At 70.5% G+C, this 17,615-nt stretch carries 13 protein-coding genes; 3 read left to right on the top strand and 10 right to left on the bottom strand.

The genetic code is table 11. The features are described 5' to 3' along the window. Nucleotides 1–91: 91 nt before the first annotated feature. Complete coding sequence (locus tag ASF49_RS14920; protein ID WP_056474140.1) at nucleotides 92–2,254, top strand: molybdopterin-containing oxidoreductase family protein; 2,163 nt, start codon at nucleotides 92–94, stop codon at nucleotides 2,252–2,254. A 195-nt stretch (nucleotides 2,255–2,449) separates the two neighbouring features. Here the strand turns inward: ASF49_RS14920 and ASF49_RS14915 are convergent, their stop codons facing one another. Together ASF49_RS14915 and ASF49_RS14910 are read right to left on the bottom strand one after the other, a co-directional pair. After that, on the bottom strand, nucleotides 2,450–2,953 hold the full coding sequence (locus tag ASF49_RS14915) for a pyridoxamine 5'-phosphate oxidase family protein (RefSeq protein WP_056474137.1): 504 nt from the start codon (nucleotides 2,951–2,953) through the stop codon (nucleotides 2,450–2,452). Nucleotides 2,954–3,018: 65 nt separating this feature from the next. Beyond that, nucleotides 3,019–4,302 (bottom strand): GGDEF domain-containing protein, encoded by a 1,284-nt coding sequence (locus ASF49_RS14910; protein WP_056474134.1) that lies wholly within the window; start codon nucleotides 4,300–4,302, stop codon nucleotides 3,019–3,021. Nucleotides 4,303–4,769: 467 nt separating this feature from the next. On the opposite strand from ASF49_RS14910, the gene ASF49_RS14905 reads away from it, so the two are divergent. Beyond that, a complete protein-coding gene (locus ASF49_RS14905; RefSeq protein ID WP_056474130.1) occupies nucleotides 4,770–5,918 on the top strand; it encodes an Mrp/NBP35 family ATP-binding protein in 1,149 nt (382 codons plus the stop codon). A 6-nt stretch (nucleotides 5,919–5,924) separates the two neighbouring features. Next, nucleotides 5,925–6,545 carry a molybdenum cofactor guanylyltransferase MobA gene (gene mobA / locus ASF49_RS14900; protein ID WP_056474127.1) on the top strand — a complete coding sequence of 207 codons (621 nt, stop codon included), beginning with the start codon at nucleotides 5,925–5,927 and terminating at the stop codon, nucleotides 6,543–6,545. Between the two features lie 19 nt (nucleotides 6,546–6,564). Here the strand turns inward: mobA and ASF49_RS14895 are convergent, their stop codons facing one another. The 8 genes from ASF49_RS14895 to ASF49_RS14860 all read right to left on the bottom strand — a co-directional run bounded on the left by ASF49_RS14895 (nucleotide 6,565) and on the right by ASF49_RS14860 (nucleotide 17,604). After that, nucleotides 6,565–7,467: an EamA family transporter gene (locus ASF49_RS14895; RefSeq protein WP_056474124.1), complete on the bottom strand. Its 903-nt coding sequence runs from the start codon at nucleotides 7,465–7,467 to the stop codon at nucleotides 6,565–6,567. A 131-nt stretch (nucleotides 7,468–7,598) separates the two neighbouring features. Next, nucleotides 7,599–8,057, bottom strand: a complete 459-nt coding sequence (locus tag ASF49_RS14890) for a peptidylprolyl isomerase (RefSeq protein WP_056474122.1) — start codon at nucleotides 8,055–8,057, stop codon at nucleotides 7,599–7,601. 4 nt (nucleotides 8,058–8,061) lie between these two features. Next, nucleotides 8,062–8,538: a hypothetical protein gene (locus ASF49_RS14885; RefSeq protein ID WP_431739890.1), complete on the bottom strand. Its 477-nt coding sequence runs from the start codon at nucleotides 8,536–8,538 to the stop codon at nucleotides 8,062–8,064. A 31-nt stretch (nucleotides 8,539–8,569) separates the two neighbouring features. Next, on the bottom strand, nucleotides 8,570–9,115 hold the full coding sequence (locus ASF49_RS14880; RefSeq protein WP_056474460.1) for a peptidylprolyl isomerase: 546 nt from the start codon (nucleotides 9,113–9,115) through the stop codon (nucleotides 8,570–8,572). 51 nt (nucleotides 9,116–9,166) lie between these two features. Next, a complete protein-coding gene (gene coaD / locus ASF49_RS14875; RefSeq protein WP_056474120.1) occupies nucleotides 9,167–9,667 on the bottom strand; it encodes a pantetheine-phosphate adenylyltransferase in 501 nt (166 codons plus the stop codon). 119 nt (nucleotides 9,668–9,786) lie between these two features. Then, on the bottom strand, nucleotides 9,787–12,519 hold the full coding sequence (gyrA, locus tag ASF49_RS14870; RefSeq protein ID WP_056474117.1) for a DNA gyrase subunit A: 2,733 nt from the start codon (nucleotides 12,517–12,519) through the stop codon (nucleotides 9,787–9,789). 238 nt (nucleotides 12,520–12,757) lie between these two features. After that, nucleotides 12,758–14,341, bottom strand: coding sequence for an efflux transporter outer membrane subunit (locus ASF49_RS14865; protein WP_056474114.1), 1,584 nt, complete (start codon nucleotides 14,339–14,341; stop codon nucleotides 12,758–12,760). A gap of 101 nt (nucleotides 14,342–14,442) precedes the next feature. After that, complete coding sequence (locus ASF49_RS14860; protein ID WP_056474111.1) at nucleotides 14,443–17,604, bottom strand: efflux RND transporter permease subunit; 3,162 nt, start codon at nucleotides 17,602–17,604, stop codon at nucleotides 14,443–14,445. Nucleotides 17,605–17,615 lie beyond the last annotated feature (11 nt).

Raw genomic sequence — 17,615 nt, 5'->3', positions numbered from 1 at the left:
TTGGAATTGTTCGCACTTAAGTGCATCCTGCCCGGGCACCGGGCCGGCCCGTCAGGAACAATAAGACGGGACGCTCGGCCGTGGAGGAACCATGAACGAGATCGTCAAGCCCGATTCCCTGCTCGTCGCTCAGGCCGAGAGCCTGACCGAGACCTTCTTCGGCGGTTGTCCGCACGATTGCCCGGACACCTGCTCGATGCTGTTCGAGGTCAAGGACGGGGAGCTGCTCGGCGTGCGCGGCAACCCGGACCACCCGATGACCCGGGGCGGCCTCTGCGTGAAGCTGAAGGACTACGAGAAGCGCCACTACCATCCGGACCGGCTGCTCTACCCGATGAAGCGCGTCGGGCCGAAGGGCTCCAAGCAGTTCGAGCGGATCAGCTGGGACGAGGCGCTCGACACCATCGTGACCCGCTGGAAGGCGATCATCGATCAGTACGGGCCGCAGGCCATCGCGCCCTACAGCTATCTCGGCAACCAGGGCCTCGTGCACGGGCTGAACGGCGGCGACGCGTTCTTCAACCGGATGGGCGCCACGGTCATGGAGCGCACCTTCTGCGGCGAGGGCTCCTGCACGGCGTGGCTGCTGACGGTCGGCCCGACCGCCGGGCTCGACCCGGACAGCTACATCCATTCCAAGTACATCGTCATCTGGGCCTGCAACTCGGTCAGCACGAACCTGCACCACTGGGCCATCGTCAAGGACGCCCAGAAGAAGGGCGCCAAGGTCGTCGTGATCGACACCTACGCCTCGCGCACCGCCAAGGCGGCCGACTGGCACATCGCCCCGAAGCCCGGCACGGACGGCGCGCTCGCCATGGCGCTGATCAATTCGATCATCGAACAGGGCCTGGTCGACCAGGACTACGTCGACAATCACACCGTCGGCTTCGAGGAGCTGAAGGAGCGCGCCAGCACCCGGACGCCCGAGTGGGCCGCCGCGGTCACAGGCGTCCCGGCCGAGGACATCCGCACCCTCGCTCGCGAACTCGCCACCGCGCAGCCGGCCGCGATCCGCATGGGCGTCGCCCTGGAGCGCCACTACGGCGGCGGCCAGACCATCCGGGCGGTCACCTGCATTCCGGCGCTGACCGGTGCCTGGCGCCATGTCGGCGGCGGCGTCACCCAGTTCGGCGTCTGGGAGCACCCCTACAAGTTCGACGTGATGTGCCGGCCCGACCTGATCCCCGAGGGCACCCGCGTCGTCTCGAACCTGCAGATCGGACGCGCCCTCACCGGCGAGCTGAAGCTCGACCCGCCGATCCTGTCGATGATGTGCTGGAACTCGAACCCGGTCACGCAGGCGCCCGAGACCGACAAGATCGTCGAGGGGCTGATGCGCGAGGACCTGTTCATGGTCTCGGCCGAGCACTTCATCTCGGACACCGCCTCCTACGCCGACATCCTGCTCCCGGCCACGATGGGCGCGGAGATGGAGGACATGATCCTGTCCTGGGGCCATCTCTACCTGACCTACAACACCAAGTGCGCGGACGCGCCGGGCGAGGCGATCCCGAACAACGAGATCTTCCGCCAGCTCGCGGCCCGGCTCGGCTTCGAGGAAGAGAACTTCAAGTGGACCGACACGGAGTGCCTGGAGCACTACGTCGACTGGAACGCGCCGGCCTGCGAGGGCATCGATCTCCAGTACATGCGCGAGCACGGCTTCGCCCGCCTCAAGGTCGGCACGCCGGACGACCGGGCGCCACATAAGGAGGGCAACTTCCCGACGCCGACCGGCAAGTGCATGCTCAAGGTCGAGGGCGCCACGAACTTCGTCGCCCCGCCGTTCCGTCAGATGTACGAGGGCTTCCAGCCCGGCGAGGCGCTCGACCCGCTGCCCGACTACCTCGGCCCGCGGGAATCCCACGCCAACGACCCGGAACTGGCCAAGCGCTTCCCGCTCAACATCGTCTCGCCGAAAAGCCACTACTTCCTGAACTCCTGCTACGCGAACATGGAGGACAAGCAGAAGGGCCAGGGCGAGCAGTTCGTGATGATCAGCCAGGCCGACGCCGACGCCCGCGGCATCCGGGACGGCGACAAGGTCCAGGTCGCCAACGACCGCGGCGCCTTCAAGGGCGTGGCGCGCATCACCGACGACGTGAAGGCCGGCATCGTGGTCGCGACGCTGGGTTACTGGCGCCAGCTCAACGAGGGCACGGTCAACAGCATCTCGTCGGGGGCCTTCACCGACATGGGCCACGCGCCGTCCTTCTCGGACAACCTCGTCGAGGTCGCCCGGGCGAATTGAGGGCGCCGCCCCTCGGCCAGGCCGCGCCCGCTGCGTCGGCCCGGACCCGTCTCGGGCTCCGGGCCGGTCCCGGAACGACCGGCGCCTCGCGGGCGGATCGCCGGAGCGAGGCAGGTCCGTGCGATCGACCCGCCGAACGAAAGAGGGCGGCGCGCCCCTCGGCACGCCGCCCTCCGGAAACTCCGGACCGGAGGTTCAGGCGAGGTCGACCTTCTTGGTCTCGGTCTTGGGCGACTCGCCGGTCAGCGCGGCCTTCACGTAGCCGTAGATGTGCAGCATCGTCGCGTTCGGGCTGTCCCAGTACTCGCCCTTCTCGGGGTGGACGCGCAGGAGGGCGACCTCGGAATCGTCCTTGCCGTTGGGGAACCAGGTCTTCAGGCTCTCGCTCCACTTGTCGTTGATGATCGCCTGGTCGGTGACGATCTCGGCCTTGCCGGCGATCGAGACGTAGGTCTGGCTCGACGGATCCGAGTAGGCGAGGTTGATCTGGTTGTCCTTGCTGATCTCGGCGGTCTTCGGGGAGTGCAGCTTGGTGAAGAACCACAGGTCGCCGTTCTCGTCCGCCTCCTGGCACCACATCGGGCGGCTGTAGAGCTTCCCGTCCTGGTCGGCGGTGGTCATCATCGCGACCTTGACGTCCTTGATGAGGGCGAACAGCTTCTTGGCGCCCTCGTGGTCGCGGTGGTTGCCCTGGTGCATGGGATTGCAGTCTCCAACTCGACGAATGGCTTTCCGGCGCGGCGATCGGCGGCCGGATCGTGTGCTCAACGAGCCAGGGCCGCATTGGTTTCGGAGAGGCGCGCCGCCGGGGGCAGCGCGGACCCGCCCTGGGCGGCCGGGCGGGCCGGTTTGCGGCGCAGGGCGCCGAGCCGGCCGAGGCGGCGGTCGTGGAGGAGCACGGCCGCCCCGTCGACCACGCGGACGACGTGGCGGTTCCGGCCCTGCCCCTTGGCCTCGTAGAGGGCGGCATCCGCCTCGGCCAGGAGCTCGGACGGGGACGTCGTGCGTCCGGCCGGGGCCACGGCGACGCCGATGCTCACGGTGACGAAGGGCTCGCCGTCGCCCCGCGCCGCGTGCGGGATCTCCAGGGCGGCGATGCCCGCGCGCAGGCGCCGGACCACCCGGGCGACGGCGCGATCGTCGCAGCCGCGCATCAGCACGGAGAATTCCTCCCCGCCGTAGCGGGCGACGCAGTCCCGCCCGCCGCGCGTCTCCCCCGCCAGAGCCTCGGCGATCCGGCGCAGGCAGGCATCGCCGGCCGGGTGGCCGTAGGCGTCGTTGAAGCGCTTGAAGTGGTCGACGTCGATCATCAGCAGGGCGAGGCCGCGCGCGTCGCCGGCCGTGGCGGACAGGGCGCCGTCGAGGGCGCGGCGGTTGGCGAGGCCGGTGAGGGCGTCCGTCTCCGACAGCGCGGTGAGCACGCGCCGGTCCTGCTCGAGGCCGGCCGAGCGCAGGATCTCCCGCAGGGAGACCAGGTAGGAGCGCCGCCGCACGCCCTCGATCTGGTGGTTGCCGTAGAGGACGAAGAAGGCGCCGGCCACGGTCTGGAACGCCAGGCAGAGGGCGAGCTCGGTGGGCAGGTCGACCCGCAGGGCGATGCTGACGAAGGAGGCCGCCGCGCTGAGGCCGGTGAGGATCAGCGCGTGGGGGAAGCGCAGCACCAGCATCATGGTGGCGAACACCATCATCAGCGGGTACTCGATGTAGCAGATGGCGCTCATCGCCTCCCGCTCCAGGCTGAACAGCAGGATCGGCACCGCGGTGACCAGCAGCATCGTGGCCGTGACCATGCGCTCGCGCCGCGGACCCGGCATCCGGGTGACCGACCAGGCCAGCAGCAGGCCGAGCGGCGTGACCAGGAACAGCCGCAGGGCCAGCGCCAGGGGCAGCATGTCGGGCATCAGCAGGGCGGTCGTCAGGTTGTAGGCGTTGTGGAACACGAGCCCGATCAGGATCGTGCGGCGCAGGTGAAGCGCCCGCTCCCGGCCGGTGTCGATCTCGTAGCGGGCCGAGACCGGCCGGGAGAAGCGCAGGAGATACGGGCTCATGGTCAGGTCGCGATCGGCGACCTCACCGCGCGGGCGGGGCCTCGGCGCCCGAGCGGGTGCCGGAGACCGGGAGCGAAACCAGGGTGGCAGGCGGAACCAGGGGGGCACGGTGGAGGGATCCTGCGGCGGTCGAGGCCGCCGGTGGGCGTCCTCTTCGTGTTGCACCGAACGTCGCGGACGGCCCGGCGGACGCAAGGCGCCGCCCCTCCCCTCGACTCATGCCTACCGGAATCTGAACGAATTGATCGAAATCGGGGCGCGTCGTCCGGGCCGCCCGGATCGGTCGGGACACCTGCCGCGACGAGGGGTCTCGCCCCCGGCAGGTGGGGGAAGCGCTTGCGCTCCGTCACGGCCTGTGCTGTCGCATGGGTTCGTCGCGCGCGGCCCGGCCGGGGCCGCGGCATCCGCGATCCCCGAAGTGACGCCGCGCCTCGGCCCCCGGCCGGACGCGGCCAGGAGCCCGAACCTTGGCGATCACCCGTGACGACGTCCTGAAGGTGCTCTCGAGCGTGACCGTCGATGCCGCGGGCACCACCCTGCCCGCCTCCGGGCGCCTGTCGCAGGTGGTGGTCGACCCGACCAGCCGGGTGATGTTCTCGATCCTGATCGACCCCAGCGAGGCCGAGCGCTTCGAGCCGATCCGGCGCCAGGCCGAGGGCGCGATCCTGGCCACGCCCGGCGTCTCCGGCGTCTTCGCGAGCCTGACCTCCGAGCGCGGCCCGAACCAGCCGGCCCAGCACGCCCCTCAGGCCGCGGCCCCGCAGCCGCCCGCCCCCGGCCGTCTCGCCGCCCCGCCGCCGCCGCGGACCGGCCCGGCCCTTCCGGGCGTGCGCCACATCGTGGCCGTCGCCTCCGGCAAGGGCGGCGTCGGCAAGTCGACGACCGCCTGCAACCTCGCCCTCGCCCTCTCGGCCCAGGGCCTGAAGGTCGGCCTGCTCGATGCCGACATCTACGGCCCCTCGGTGCCGAAGCTGTTCGGCCTGTCGGGCAAGCCGCGCGTCATCGAGGAGCGGCTGCTGGCGCCGATGGAGGGCTTCGGCATCAAGGTGATGTCGATCGGCTTCCTGATCGAACCCGAGACGGCGATGATCTGGCGCGGGCCGATGGTGCAGTCGGCCATCACCCAGATGCTGCGCGAGGTCGCCTGGGGCGAGCTCGACGTCCTCGTGGTCGACATGCCCCCCGGCACCGGCGACGCGCAGCTCACCATGGCCCAGGCGACCCCGCTCTCGGGGGCGGTGATCGTCTCGACGCCGCAGGATCTGGCCCTCATCGACGCGCGCCGCGGCGTCACGATGTTCCGGAAGGTCGCGGTGCCGATCCTCGGCGTCATCGAGAACATGGCGACCTTCATCTGCCCGCATTGCGGCACGGCCTCCCACATCTTCGGGCATGGCGGCGCGCGGGCCGAGGCCGAGCGGCTGGAGGTGCCGTTCCTCGGCGAGGTGCCGCTGAACATGACGATCCGCGAGACCTCGGATGCGGGCCGCCCGGTGGTGGCAGTGGATCCCGACGGGCCGCACGCGCAGGTCTATCGCGGCATCGCCGCCAAGCTCTGGGGCAACCTGACCGGCGGCCCGGCTCCGCGGGCGGCGCCCCGCATCGTCATCGAGTAACCGCCGATGCCGCCGGTGCTGGGCGTGATCCTCGCCGGCGGGCTCGCGCGCCGCATGGGCGGGGGCGACAAGCCCCTGCGGCGCCTCGGCGGCCGCACCCTGCTCGACCGGGTGCTGGCCCGCTTCGCCCCGCAATGCGCGGCCGGCGTGATCCTGAACGCCAACGGCGATCCGGGCCGCTTCCCCGATTTTCCGGGCGCGATCGTGCCCGACGGGGTGGCCGACCATCCGGGGCCGCTCGCCGGTATCCTCGCCGGGCTGGAGCACGCGGCGGCTCACCACCCGACCACGCGCCACGTCGCCAGCGTCTCCGGCGATGCGCCCTTCCTGCCGGTCGACCTCGTCACCCGCCTCGCCGAAGCGGTCGGGCGGGACGACGCCATCGCCATGGCGGCGTCGGGCGGGCGCGAGCACTTCACGGTGGCGCTCTGGCCGGTGGCCCTGCGGGCGGATCTGCGCGAGGCCCTGGTCGCCCGCGGCGAGCGCCGGGTCGGCGCCTTCCTCAGGCGCCACGGCGCGGTGGCGGTGTCCTGGCCGGCGGAGCCCGACGACCCCTTCGCCAACATCAACGCGCCGGACGACCTGGCGGCCGCCGAGGCTCGCCTCGCCGCGCGCGGAGACACCTGACACGGCGGGGTCGGGCCGCTCAGGCCGGGCCATTCCTGGCCGCCGCACGCGCCCGCCAGCGCGGATAGAGCAGCCCGAGGGCGAGGCCGCCGAGGACGAGGCCGGCGGCGCCGAGCTTCCAGGGCGGCAGCGGCTCGCCGAGCCAGAGGGCCGAGGCGCCCATGCCGAAGAGCGGCACCAGCAGCGCCATCGGGGTGATCAAGGCGGCGGGGTGGCGCGACAGCAGCCAGCCCCAGACCGCGTAGCCGAACATGGTGTTGCCCACCGACTGCCAGGCCACCGCGGCCCAGGTCGCCCGGTCGGCCCGCAAGAGGCCGTCGCGGATGGCCTCCCAGCCCTCGAGGGCGAACGACGCGGCGAGGAGCGGCGGCGCCGAGAACAGGCTCGCCCAGACCACGTAGGGCAGCATCGACCGCGCCCCGCTGCGCTTGGCCGCCATGTTGCCGCCGGCCCAGCTCGCCGCGGCGCAGACCACGAGCCCGAGGCCCAGCGGCGTCGTGGTGGCGTCGGTGTGGAGGGCGATGACGGCGAGGCCCGCCGCCGCGAGGCCGAGGGCCGCCCATTGGTGGCCGGGCACCCGTTCGCCGGTGAGGCGCATCGAGAGGCCGATGGTGAAGAAGACCTGGATCTGGATCACCAGGGAGGCGAGGCCGGGGGAGATCTGGCCGCGCATGGCGATGAACAGCAGGCCGAATTGTCCGGCCCCGATCAGCAGGCCGTAGCTGGCGAGGTTGCGCCACGGGACGGCGGGACGGCGCAGCAGCCACACGCCCGGCAGGGCGGCGAGCACGAAGCGCAGCGCCGCGAACAGCAGTGGCGGCAGGTGGTCGAGCCCGATCCGGATCACGACGAAGTTCGTGCCCCAGACGGCCACCACCGCCAGGGCGAGGAGGACGTCGCGAAGCGGGAGGGTGCCGGTCATCGCACGCGGTCTCCCAGGCCGCGCGTGCCGTGCCAAGCCCCGCCGGGTTCGAAAACGAAAGAAGTGTCCGCACCTTCGCGCGGACACTTCCCTCGAAACCGGATTTTCGTGCTCGAGTCGTCCGGGCCGGATCAGGCCGCGCCGACGGTCGCCTTGACGATCTTGTCGGGGGAGCGCGGCGGCTCGCCCTTGTTCAGGGTGTCGACCACGTCCATGCCTTCCACGACCTTGCCCCAGACGGTGTACTGCTTGTCGAGAAAGCGGGCATCGCCGAAGCAGATGAAGAACTGCGAATTGGCCGAGTGCGGGAAGTTGGTGCGCGCCATCGAGCAGGTGCCGCGCACGTGCGGTTCGGCGTTGAACTCGGCATTGAGGTCCGGCAGGTCGGAGCCGCCCGAACCGGTGCCGGTCGGGTCGCCGGTCTGGGCCATGAAGCCGTCGATCACACGGTGGAACGGCACGCCGTCGTAGAAGCCCTGCGCGGCGAGCGTCTTCAGGCGCTCGACATGGTTCGGGGCGAGGTCGGGGCGCAGCCCGATCACGACGCGGCCCTTGCTGGTCTCGAGGATGATGGTCTCGGTCTCTGCCATGGGTCTAGACTCCTTTTCCCTTGGGTCCTTGGTAGATGAAGCGGAGCGCGATGGGGCGCCCCGCGATGGCCGCGCCGAGGGCGGGGGTGATCCGGGCGGGCGTGCAGCGCCGGATCGCCGCCAGGGTCGCATCCGTGAGGATGCGGTAGGCGCGGGTGTCCGAATCCTGCGTCGAGAAGGTCACGCGCGGCGTGCCGATGACGGACCCGTCCCGGCGCAGGGCGAAGCGGGCGGTGATCTCGGTGCGCTCGAAGCGAGCCAGGCCCTCGGGGACTTCCCAGCACGCGGCGAGGACGGGATACAGCTCCCGCAGGGTGTCGGCCGGCTTCTGGCCGTCGGGAGCCTTCTGTCCGTCGGCCATGCCCGTCTGCGGCGCGGCCTGCGGGACCTGGACGGTGCCCCGCAGGGTCTCGGGCAGGGTCAGCGGGCCGGTGGAGGGCGCCGCCCGCACGGGGAGCCCGGCGGCGGCGAAGGCCGCCAGTGCCCCGAGGTGGCGGCCGACGCCCCGCAAACTACTTGGCTCCCTGCGCCATCTGCATCTTCACGATCTTGTCGGGGTTCTGCACCGCCCCGCCCGCGGCGCCGGGCGCCGCCTTCTTGATCGCGTCGACGGCCTCCATGCCCGAGGAGACCAGGCCGACCACGGTGTACTGGCCGTTGAGGAAGGGCGCGTCGCCGAGGCAGATGAAGAACTGCGAATTGGCCGAGTTCGGGTCGGACGACCGGGCCATGCCCACCGTGCCGCGGCGGAACGGCGCCTGCGAGAACTCGGCCGGGATGTTCGGCAGGCTGGAACCGCCGGTGCCGTTGCCCTTCGGGTCGCCGGTCTGGGCCATGAAGCCGTCCATCACCCGGTGGAACTTGAGGCCGTTGTAGAAGCCCTGCTTGATCAGGGTCTTGAGCTGGGCGACGTGCTTCGGGGCGATCTCGGGGCGCAACTCGATGGTGACGCGGCCGTCCTTGGTGTCGAGGTAGACGGTGTTGTCGTCCACCGCCCAGGCCGCGGGGGCCGTGGCGAGCAGGCCGGCGAGGCCGAGGAGGGCGAGGCGGCGATTCAGTCCAAAGGCCATGGGGTCAGCATGCTTTCGTTGGTCGTGACGAGGAGTGGCTCAGGCCGCGGCGAAGCGCTGGGCGAGGCGCGCCGCCACCAGCGGCGGCACGAAGGGCGAGACGTCGCCGCCCATGGCCGCGATCTGGCGGACGAGGGTGGCGGTGATCGGCCGGACGCCGGTGGAGGCGGGCAGGAACACGGTCTGCACCTCCGGCGCCATGGCGCCGTTCATGCCGGCGAGCTGCATCTCGTAGTCGAGATCGGTGCCGTCGCGCAGGCCGCGGATGAAGACGGTGGCGCCGACCCGCCGCGCCGCCGTGACCGCGAGGTCGTCGAAGGTCACGATCGTCAGCGCGGTGCCCTCGGCCTCGGCCAGGGGCTCGCAGGTGGCGCGCAGGAGTTCGGCACGTTCCTCGGGCGAGAACATCGGCGCCTTGCCGGGATGCACGCCGATGGCGATGACGAGGGTCTGCACGAGCCGGCACGCCTGACGAATGACGTCGAGGTGTCCGTTCGTGACCGGGTCGAACGAGCCGGCATAGAGGGCGGTGCGGATCATCGCGGCCCGGGGTAGAACATTTCGTCCCGAAACGGAACCTCCGGCCCGGACACGAAAGCGGCGTAGGCCGCCCGACGCGGCGCGGACGGCCGTGAGGCCCCCCGCGCCGGAGCGTGCGGTCAGGCCTGCACGGCCTCGTCGCCGCCCTCGCTCTCGTCCTCGCCCTCGATGTGCTCGACGGACACGACCTTCTCGGTCTTCTCCGTGTTGAACACCGTCACGCCCTGCGAGGCGCGCCCGACGATGCGGATGTCGTCCACCGGCACGCGGATGAGCTGGCCGCCATCGGTGACCAGCATGATCTGGTCGGAGGGCTGGACCGGGAAGGAGGCCACGAGGTTGCCGTTGCGGGCATTGACCCGCATCGCCGTGATGCCTTTGCCGCCCCGGCCCGAGGTCCGGTACTCGTAGGACGAGGTGCGCTTGCCGTAGCCGCGCTCGGACAGGGTGAGGACGAATTGCTGCGCGGCACCCATTTCGGCGTAGCGCTCCTGCGAGAGAAGCGGAGCATCCGTGGCCACCTCTTCCGAGTCGGCGTCGGTCGTTTCCGTGTCGCCGATCACGGCGCGTTGCATTTTCAGGAATGCCCCACGCTCCTCGGGCGTCGCCTCGAAGCTGTTTAGGATCGTCATCGAGATGACGCGGTCGTCCTTGGCGAGGCTGATGCCGCGCACGCCGGTGGAATCGCGGCCCTTGAAGACGCGGACGTCCTCGACGGGGAAGCGGATGCACTGGCCGGCCAGGCTGGTGAGCAGCACGTTCTGGTCGGCCCGGCAGATCTCCACGTGGACGATGTGGTCGCCCGCATCGAGCTTCATGGCGATCTTGCCGGCGCGGTTCACCTGCACGAAGTCGGAGAGCTTGTTCCGGCGCACGCTGCCGCTCGCCGTGGCGAACATGACGTCGAGGGTCTCCCAGGAGGCCTCGTCCTCGGGCAGCGGCATGATGGTGGTGATGCGCTCGGTGCCGGCATCCATCGACAGGATGTTGACCAGCGCCTTGCCGCGGGCGTTCGGCGCCGCCATCGGCAGGCGCCAGACCTTCTCCTTGTAGACCTGGCCCTGGTTCGAGAAGAACAGCACCGGCGTGTGGGTGTTGGCCACGAACAGGCGGGTGACGAAATCCTCGTCGCGGGTCGACATGCCCGAGCGTCCCTTGCCGCCCCGGCGCTGCGCGCGGTAGGTCGAGAGCGGCACGCGCTTGACGTAGCCCGCATGGGACACGGTGACGACCATGTCCTCGCGCTGGATCAGGTCCTCGTCCTCGACGTTCGAGTCCCAGTCGAGGATCACGGTGCGGCGCGGGGTGGCGTAGGCCTCGCGGACCTCCGCGAACTCGTCCTTGACGATGCCCATGATGCGCAGGCGCGAGCGCAGGATGTCGAGGTAGTCGGCGATCTCGTCGGCGAGCTTCTTCAGCTCGTCGCCGATCTCGTCGCGGCCGAGCGCGGTGAGGCGCTGCAGGCGCAGGTCCAGGATGGCGCGGGCCTGCACCTCGGAGAGGCGGTAGGTGCCGTCCTCGGCGACCCGGTGGCGCGGATCGTCCACGAGGGCGATGAGCGGGGCGATGTCGTGGGCGGGCCAGCTGCGCGCCATCAGCGCGTCGCGGGCGGTGTTGGGATCGGGCGAGGTCCGGATCAGGCGGATGACCTCGTCGATGTTGGCGACCGCGATGGCGAGGCCGCACAGCACGTGGGCGCGCTCGCGGGCCTTGTTGAGGAGGAACTTGGTCCTCCGCGACACCACCTCCTCGCGGAAGTCGATGAAGGCCTGGAGCAGGTCCTTCAGGTTCATCAGCTCGGGGCGGCCGCCGTTGAGCGCCACCATGTTGCAGCCGAAGGACGATTGCAGGGGCGTGAAGCGGTAGAGCTGGTTCAGCACCACGTCCGCCATGGCGTCGCGCTTGATCTCGACGACGATGCGCATGCCGTCGCGGTCGGATTCGTCGCGCAGGTCGGAGATGCCCTCGACGCGCTTCTCCTTCACCAGCTCGGCGATCTTCTCCATGAGCGTCGCCTTGTTCACCTGATACGGGATCTCGGTGAAGATCAGCGCCTCGCGCTCCTTGCGCAGTTCCTCCACGTGGGACTTCGCCCGCATGATGATCGAACCGCGGCCCGTGGCGTAGGCCTGGCGGGTGCCGGCGCGGCCGAGGATCGAGCCGCCGGTGGGGAAGTCGGGGCCAGGCACGATCTCGGTGAGCTGCTCGATCGAGAGGCCGGGATCGTCGATGAGCGCCACGCAGGCGTCGATGAGCTCGCCGAGGTTGTGCGGCGGGATGTTGGTGGCCATGCCGACCGCGATGCCGCCGGCGCCGTTGACGAGGAGGTTGGGGAAGCGTGCCGGCAGGACGGTCGGCTCCTCGCGCGACTCGTCGTAGTTCGGCTGGAAGTCGACGGTGTTCTTGTCGATGTCGGCGAGCAGCGCGTTGGCCGGCTTGGCGAGGCGCGACTCGGTGTAGCGCATGGCGGCCGGCGGATCGCCGTCGACGGAGCCGAAATTGCCCTGCCCGTCGATGAGCATCAGGCGCATCGAGAAGTCCTGCGCCATGCGGACCAAGGCGTCGTAGATCGATTGGTCGCCGTGCGGGTGGTAGAGGCCGATCACGTCGCCGACGATGCGGGCCGACTTGACGTATTTGCGCTCGGGCAGGTGCCCGCTCTCGTAGGCCGAGTAGAGGATGCGCCGGTGCACCGGCTTGAGGCCGTCGCGCGCGTCCGGCAGCGCCCGGCTCACGATCACGCTCATGGCGTAATCGAGGTAGGAGCGCTTCATCTCGTCGGTGATGGATACGGGCTTGATGTCGGAGGCGGGCGGCGGCGTGCCGGCGCCCGGAATGTCGTTCTCTGCCAAGGTCTTCGGTCTCTACCTGTCCGGGGTCCGGAGCGTCGGCGGCAAGGGTCGGTCCCGCCCGCTCACGGCGTTGTCGCGCGCGTCTCCGGCCGCTGAGCCGACCCGTGCGGTGTCCTGCCCAAACCTATAGCGCATCTCGTCGGCCCAAGCCAACAAATCGCGGCTTAACCCCCTGGTAACGAACGGTTTGCCCGCGCCGCTCCGGACTGCCCGGCCCGGCGGTTCCCGGCCCCTGCCCCTAGAGGAACTTCGCCGGGTCCGTGCTCGGCGGCGCCGGCTTCACGTCGGTGCGGTTCCACCAGCCGCCGCCGAGGGCCTGGAACAGGGCCGCGGTGTCGGCATACTGGTTGGCGCGCGCGCCTGCCGAGGTCACCAGGGCCGAGAGGTAGGATTGCTGGGCGATCAGCACCTGGGTGCTGTTGAGGGCGCCCGCCGCGTATTGCTTGCGGATCAGGCCGAGGCTCTCGCCGGTGGCCCGCTCGGCGGCCGAGGCCGCCGCCACCGCCTTGGCGTCGGATTGGAGCGCGCGCAGCGTGTCGGCGACGTTCTGGAAGGCGCCGATCACCACGGCCCGGTACTGGGCCTGGGCCTCGTTCAGCGCCTCCTCGGCCGCGCGCTGGCGCCGGAACAGGGTCCCGGCATCGAAGATCGGCTGCGCCACGGTGCCGACGATGCCGTAGAACGAGGCGGCCGAGGTCGCGAGCTGCGCGATCCGCACCGCGCTGGCGCCGCCATTGGCGGTGATGTTGAACTGCGGCAGGCGGTTCGCCACCGCGACCCCCACCGCCGCGCTGGCCTGCTGCACGTTGGCCTCGGCCGCCTTCACGTCCGGGCGCTGCTGCACGAGGCGCGAGGGCAGGCTCACCGGCAGGTTGGTGGGCAGGCGCAGGGAGGCCAGGGTGAAGGTCGGCGCGATCTCCTCGCTGGGCAGGCGCCCGACCAGGGCGGTCAGGAGGTTGCGCTGCTGGGCGAGCTGCTTCTCCAGGGGCGGCAGCAGCTGCATCGAGACCGAGAGGGCGGCCTGCTGCACCACCACGTCGGCCCCGGCGATCTGCCCGAGGGAAAGCTGCTTGTTGTAGAGGTTCAGGACCTCGGTCTGGGCCTGGATCACCTTGCGGGTGGCGTCGATCTGGGCGCGCAGCGACGCCTCCTGGATCGCCGCCAGGACGACGTTCGTGGTCAGCGTCAGGTAGGTCGCCTCGAGCTGGAAGCGCTGGTTCTCCGCCTGCGCCTCCAGAGACTCGATCTGGCGGCGGTTGCCGCCGAACACGTCGGGGGTGAACGAGACCGTCACCTGCGGCGTGTAGAGGCTGTAGAACAGCTGCCGGGTGTCGTTGAGCGGCCCCTGCAGGGCGCCGCCGGGGGCCTTCTGGCGCGAGCCGAGGCCATTGGCGCCGACCACCGGGAACAGGGTGCCCCGCTGCGCCTCGACGTTCTCCTGCGCGATCCGGAGGGCGGCCTGCGCGGCGTCGAGGTTCGGGTTGTTGGCGAGCGCCTCCGCCACGAGGCGGTCGAGGGCGGGGGAGCGGAACAGCGTCCACCACTGGCCCGGCACGTCGGCGCCCGCGACGAAGTTCTGGTCGGCCGAGCCGCCATGGGCGGTGCGGATGTTGTCGGTGGCGGTGGGGTTGCGCAGGGGCTCGCGGGTGTAGCGGGTGGCCGGCGGATCGGCCGGCGGCACGTAGTCCGGCCCGACGACGCAGCCGCCGACGGCGCACAGGGCCGCGGCGGCGAGGAGCGCGCGGACTGGGGCGGCGCCGGATGCCCGGCCGGCCCGGGCCTCGCTCCGGGAGCTGGCCCGGGTCTGTGTGGATGCCGCCATGGTGTCGGAGAATCCTGTCGCCGTCCGCGGCCGTAGAGGCGCCGGGCCGGCCTCGAAGTCAACGCGGCCGGCGGACGGCGCGCGGGGCTGTGATCGCCGCGTCATGCGTGCTCGGCCTGGGCCATGGCCCGGGCGGCCGCTTCCGAGGGGATCGCGGCCGGCACGCGGCGCGAGAACAGCGCGATCAGGATCGGGACCACCACGAGGATGAGGTTGGGCGCGAGCAGGATGCCGCCGACGACCACCAGGGCGAGCGGCTTCTGCACCTGCGAGCCGATGCCGGTGGAGATCGCCGCCGGCAGCAGGCCGACGCAGGCGGCGACGCAGGTCATCATGACCGGGCGCATGCGGACGTTGGCGGCGTGCCACACGGCCTCGGTCCGGGCCCAGCCCTCGTCGACGAGCTGGTTGTAGTACGAGAGCAGGATCACGCCCTCCATGGTCGAGATGCCGAAGAGCGCGATGAACCCGATCGCCGCCGAGATCGAGAACGGCGTCATCGTGAGGAACAGGGCGAGGATGCCGCCGATCATCGCCATCGGGATCACGCTCAGCGTCAGCACCATGTCGGTGACGGAGTTGAAGTTGACGTAGAGCAGCAGCGCGATGAGCGCGATCGTCACCGGCACCACGATGGTCAGGCGCTGGACGGCGTCCTGCAGGTTGGTGAACTGCCCGACCCATTCGAGGTGGAACCCGGCCGGCAGGGTCACGTCCTGGGCGATGCGCGCCTGCGCCTCCAGCACCGCGCCGCCGAGGTCGCGCCCGCGCACCGAGAACTTCACGGGGATGTAGCGCTCCTGGTTCTCGCGGTAGATGAAGGCCGCACCGGAGACGAGCTCCACGGTGGCGATCTCGGAGAGCGGCACCTGCACCACGCCGCCCGTAGGGTTGGCCGCCCCGATGGTGATGTTGCGGATGGTCTCCAGGCTGCGCCGATACTGGGGCGCCAGGCGCACCCGCATGGGGAAGTGCCGGTCCGAGCCGTATTCGTAGAGGTCGCCGGCGGTCTGGCCGCCGATCGCCGCCTGGACGGTGGTGTTCACGTCGCCCGGCGACAGGCCGTAGCGGGCGGCCTTGCGCCGGTCGATGTCGATCCGCACCGTGGGCTGGCCGAGAGAGGCGAAGACCGAGAGGTCGGCGATGCCGGGCACCCGCGACAGGGCGGCCTTGATCTCCTCGGCGGTGCGGGTGAGGTCGTTGAGGTCGTTGCCGTAGATCTTGACCGAGTTCTCGCCCTTCACCCCGGAGGCGGCCTCCTGGACGTTGTCCTCGATGTACTGGGAGAAGTTGAACTCGATCCCCGGGAAGGCCTCGTCGAGCTTGGCCGAGAGGTCGCGGACGAGCCCCTCCTTGTCGAGGCCCCTGCGCCAGGTGTCGAAGGGCTTCAGGGGCGCCAGGATCTCGACGTTGAAGAAGCCGGTGGCGTCGGTCCCGTCGTCCGGGCGGCCCTGGTGCGAGAGCACGGTGACCACCTCCGGCACCTCGGCGATGATCTTGCGCAGGCGCTCCACGTAGGCGTTGCCGGCCTCCAGGGAGATCGAGGCCGGCATGGTGCCGCGGATGTAGAGGTTGCCTTCCTCGAGCTTGGGCAGGAATTCGAGGCCCAGCGTGCGCGCGGCGATGCCCGAGGCGCCCAGCACCGCGGCGACCACGAGGAGCGACAGCACCTTGTTGCGCAGGCCGAAGCGCAGGATCAGCACGTGGCCGAAGCGTAGGGCGCGCACCACCAGGGTGTCGCGCTCCTCCACGTGCCTGGGCAGGATCAGGGCCGAGAGGGCGGGCGAGACCGTGAAGGTGGCGATGAGGCCGCCGAGCAGCGCGTAGGCGTAGGTCTTGGCCATCGGGCCGAAGATGTGGCCCTCCACGCCCGTCAGCGTGAAGAGCGGCAGGAAGCCCACGATGATGATCGTGGCCGAGAAGAAGATCGCCCGGTTCACCTCGGCGCCCGCGATGGCGATGGTGCCGAGGCGCCCGGTCAGGCCCCCCGGCGGCGTCTGGCCCTCGCCGTGCTCCGGCTCGGCGAGGTGCCGGAACACGTTCTCGACCATGATCACGGTGGCGTCGACGATGAGGCCGAAATCGATGGCGCCGAGGGACAGGAGGTTGGCCGAATCCCCGCGCAGGACCAGGATCAGGATGGCGAAGCCGAGCGCGAAGGGGATCGTCGCCGCCACGATGATCGCGCTGCGCAGGGAGCCGAGGAACAGCCACTGCACCACGAAGACCAGCGTCACGCCGAAGACGAGGTTGTGCATCACCGTATGGGTGGTGGTGTGGATGAGCCCGCTGCGGTCGTAGATGCGCTCCACCCGCACGTCCGGGGGCAGGATGCCGCTGGCGTTGATCTTGTCGATCTCGGCATTGACGAGGCGCAGGGTCGGCAGGCTCTCGCCGTCGCGGCTCATCAGGACGATGCCCTCGACGATGTCGTTGTCGCCGTCATGGCCGACGATGCCGAGGCGCGGTGCGTGCGAGACCCGCACCTCCGCGACGTCGCGCACGAGCACCGGCACGCCGTTGACCTGGGTCAGCATCGTGTCGCGGATGTCGTCCATGTCGCGGATGAGGCCGATGCCGCGCACCACCGCCGACTGCTCGCCCACGTTCAGGGTCTGGCCGCCGACGTTGATGCTCGAATTGTTCAGCGCGGTGACGAGCTGGACCAGGGTGAGGCCCTGGGCCTGGAGCCGGTTGAGGTCGACGGCGATCTCGTATTCCTTGGTCCGCCCGCCGAAGGCCGTCACGTCGACGACGCCCGGAATCGCCTTGAAGCGCCGCTGCAGCACCCAGTCCTGCAGGGTCTTGAGGTCGGTGGAGGAGTAGCCCGGCGGCCCCGTCACCTTGTAGCGCATGATCTCGCCGACGGGGCTGGTCGGCGAGATCTGCGGCTGGGCGCCATTGGGCAGGGGCGGCAGCTGCGAGAGCCGGTTGAGCACCCGCTGCAGGGCCTCCTGGTAGGTGAAGGCGTAGCTGAACTGCACCTTCACGTCCGAGAGGCCGAACAGCGAGATGGTGCGCACCACGGTGGCGTTGGGGATGCCGGCGAGCTGCACCTCCAGGGGAATCGTGATGTAGCGCTCGATCTCGTCGGCCGATTGCCCGGGATTCTGCGTGATGACGTCGACGAGCGGCGGCACCGGATCGGGATAGGCCTCGATGTTGAGCTGCGTATAGCTGGCATAGCCGAGCGCCAGCATCACCAGGAACAGCAGGCAGACCAGCACGCGCTGGCGCAGGGCGAAGACGATCAGGCTGTTCATCGTGAGACTTT

Source organism: Methylobacterium sp. Leaf104 (assembly GCF_001422885.1).
Classification (GTDB): domain Bacteria; phylum Pseudomonadota; class Alphaproteobacteria; order Rhizobiales; family Beijerinckiaceae; genus Methylobacterium.
Note: the sequence above shows the minus strand (reverse complement) of the source record. Positions and strands in the feature narration are given on the sequence as shown.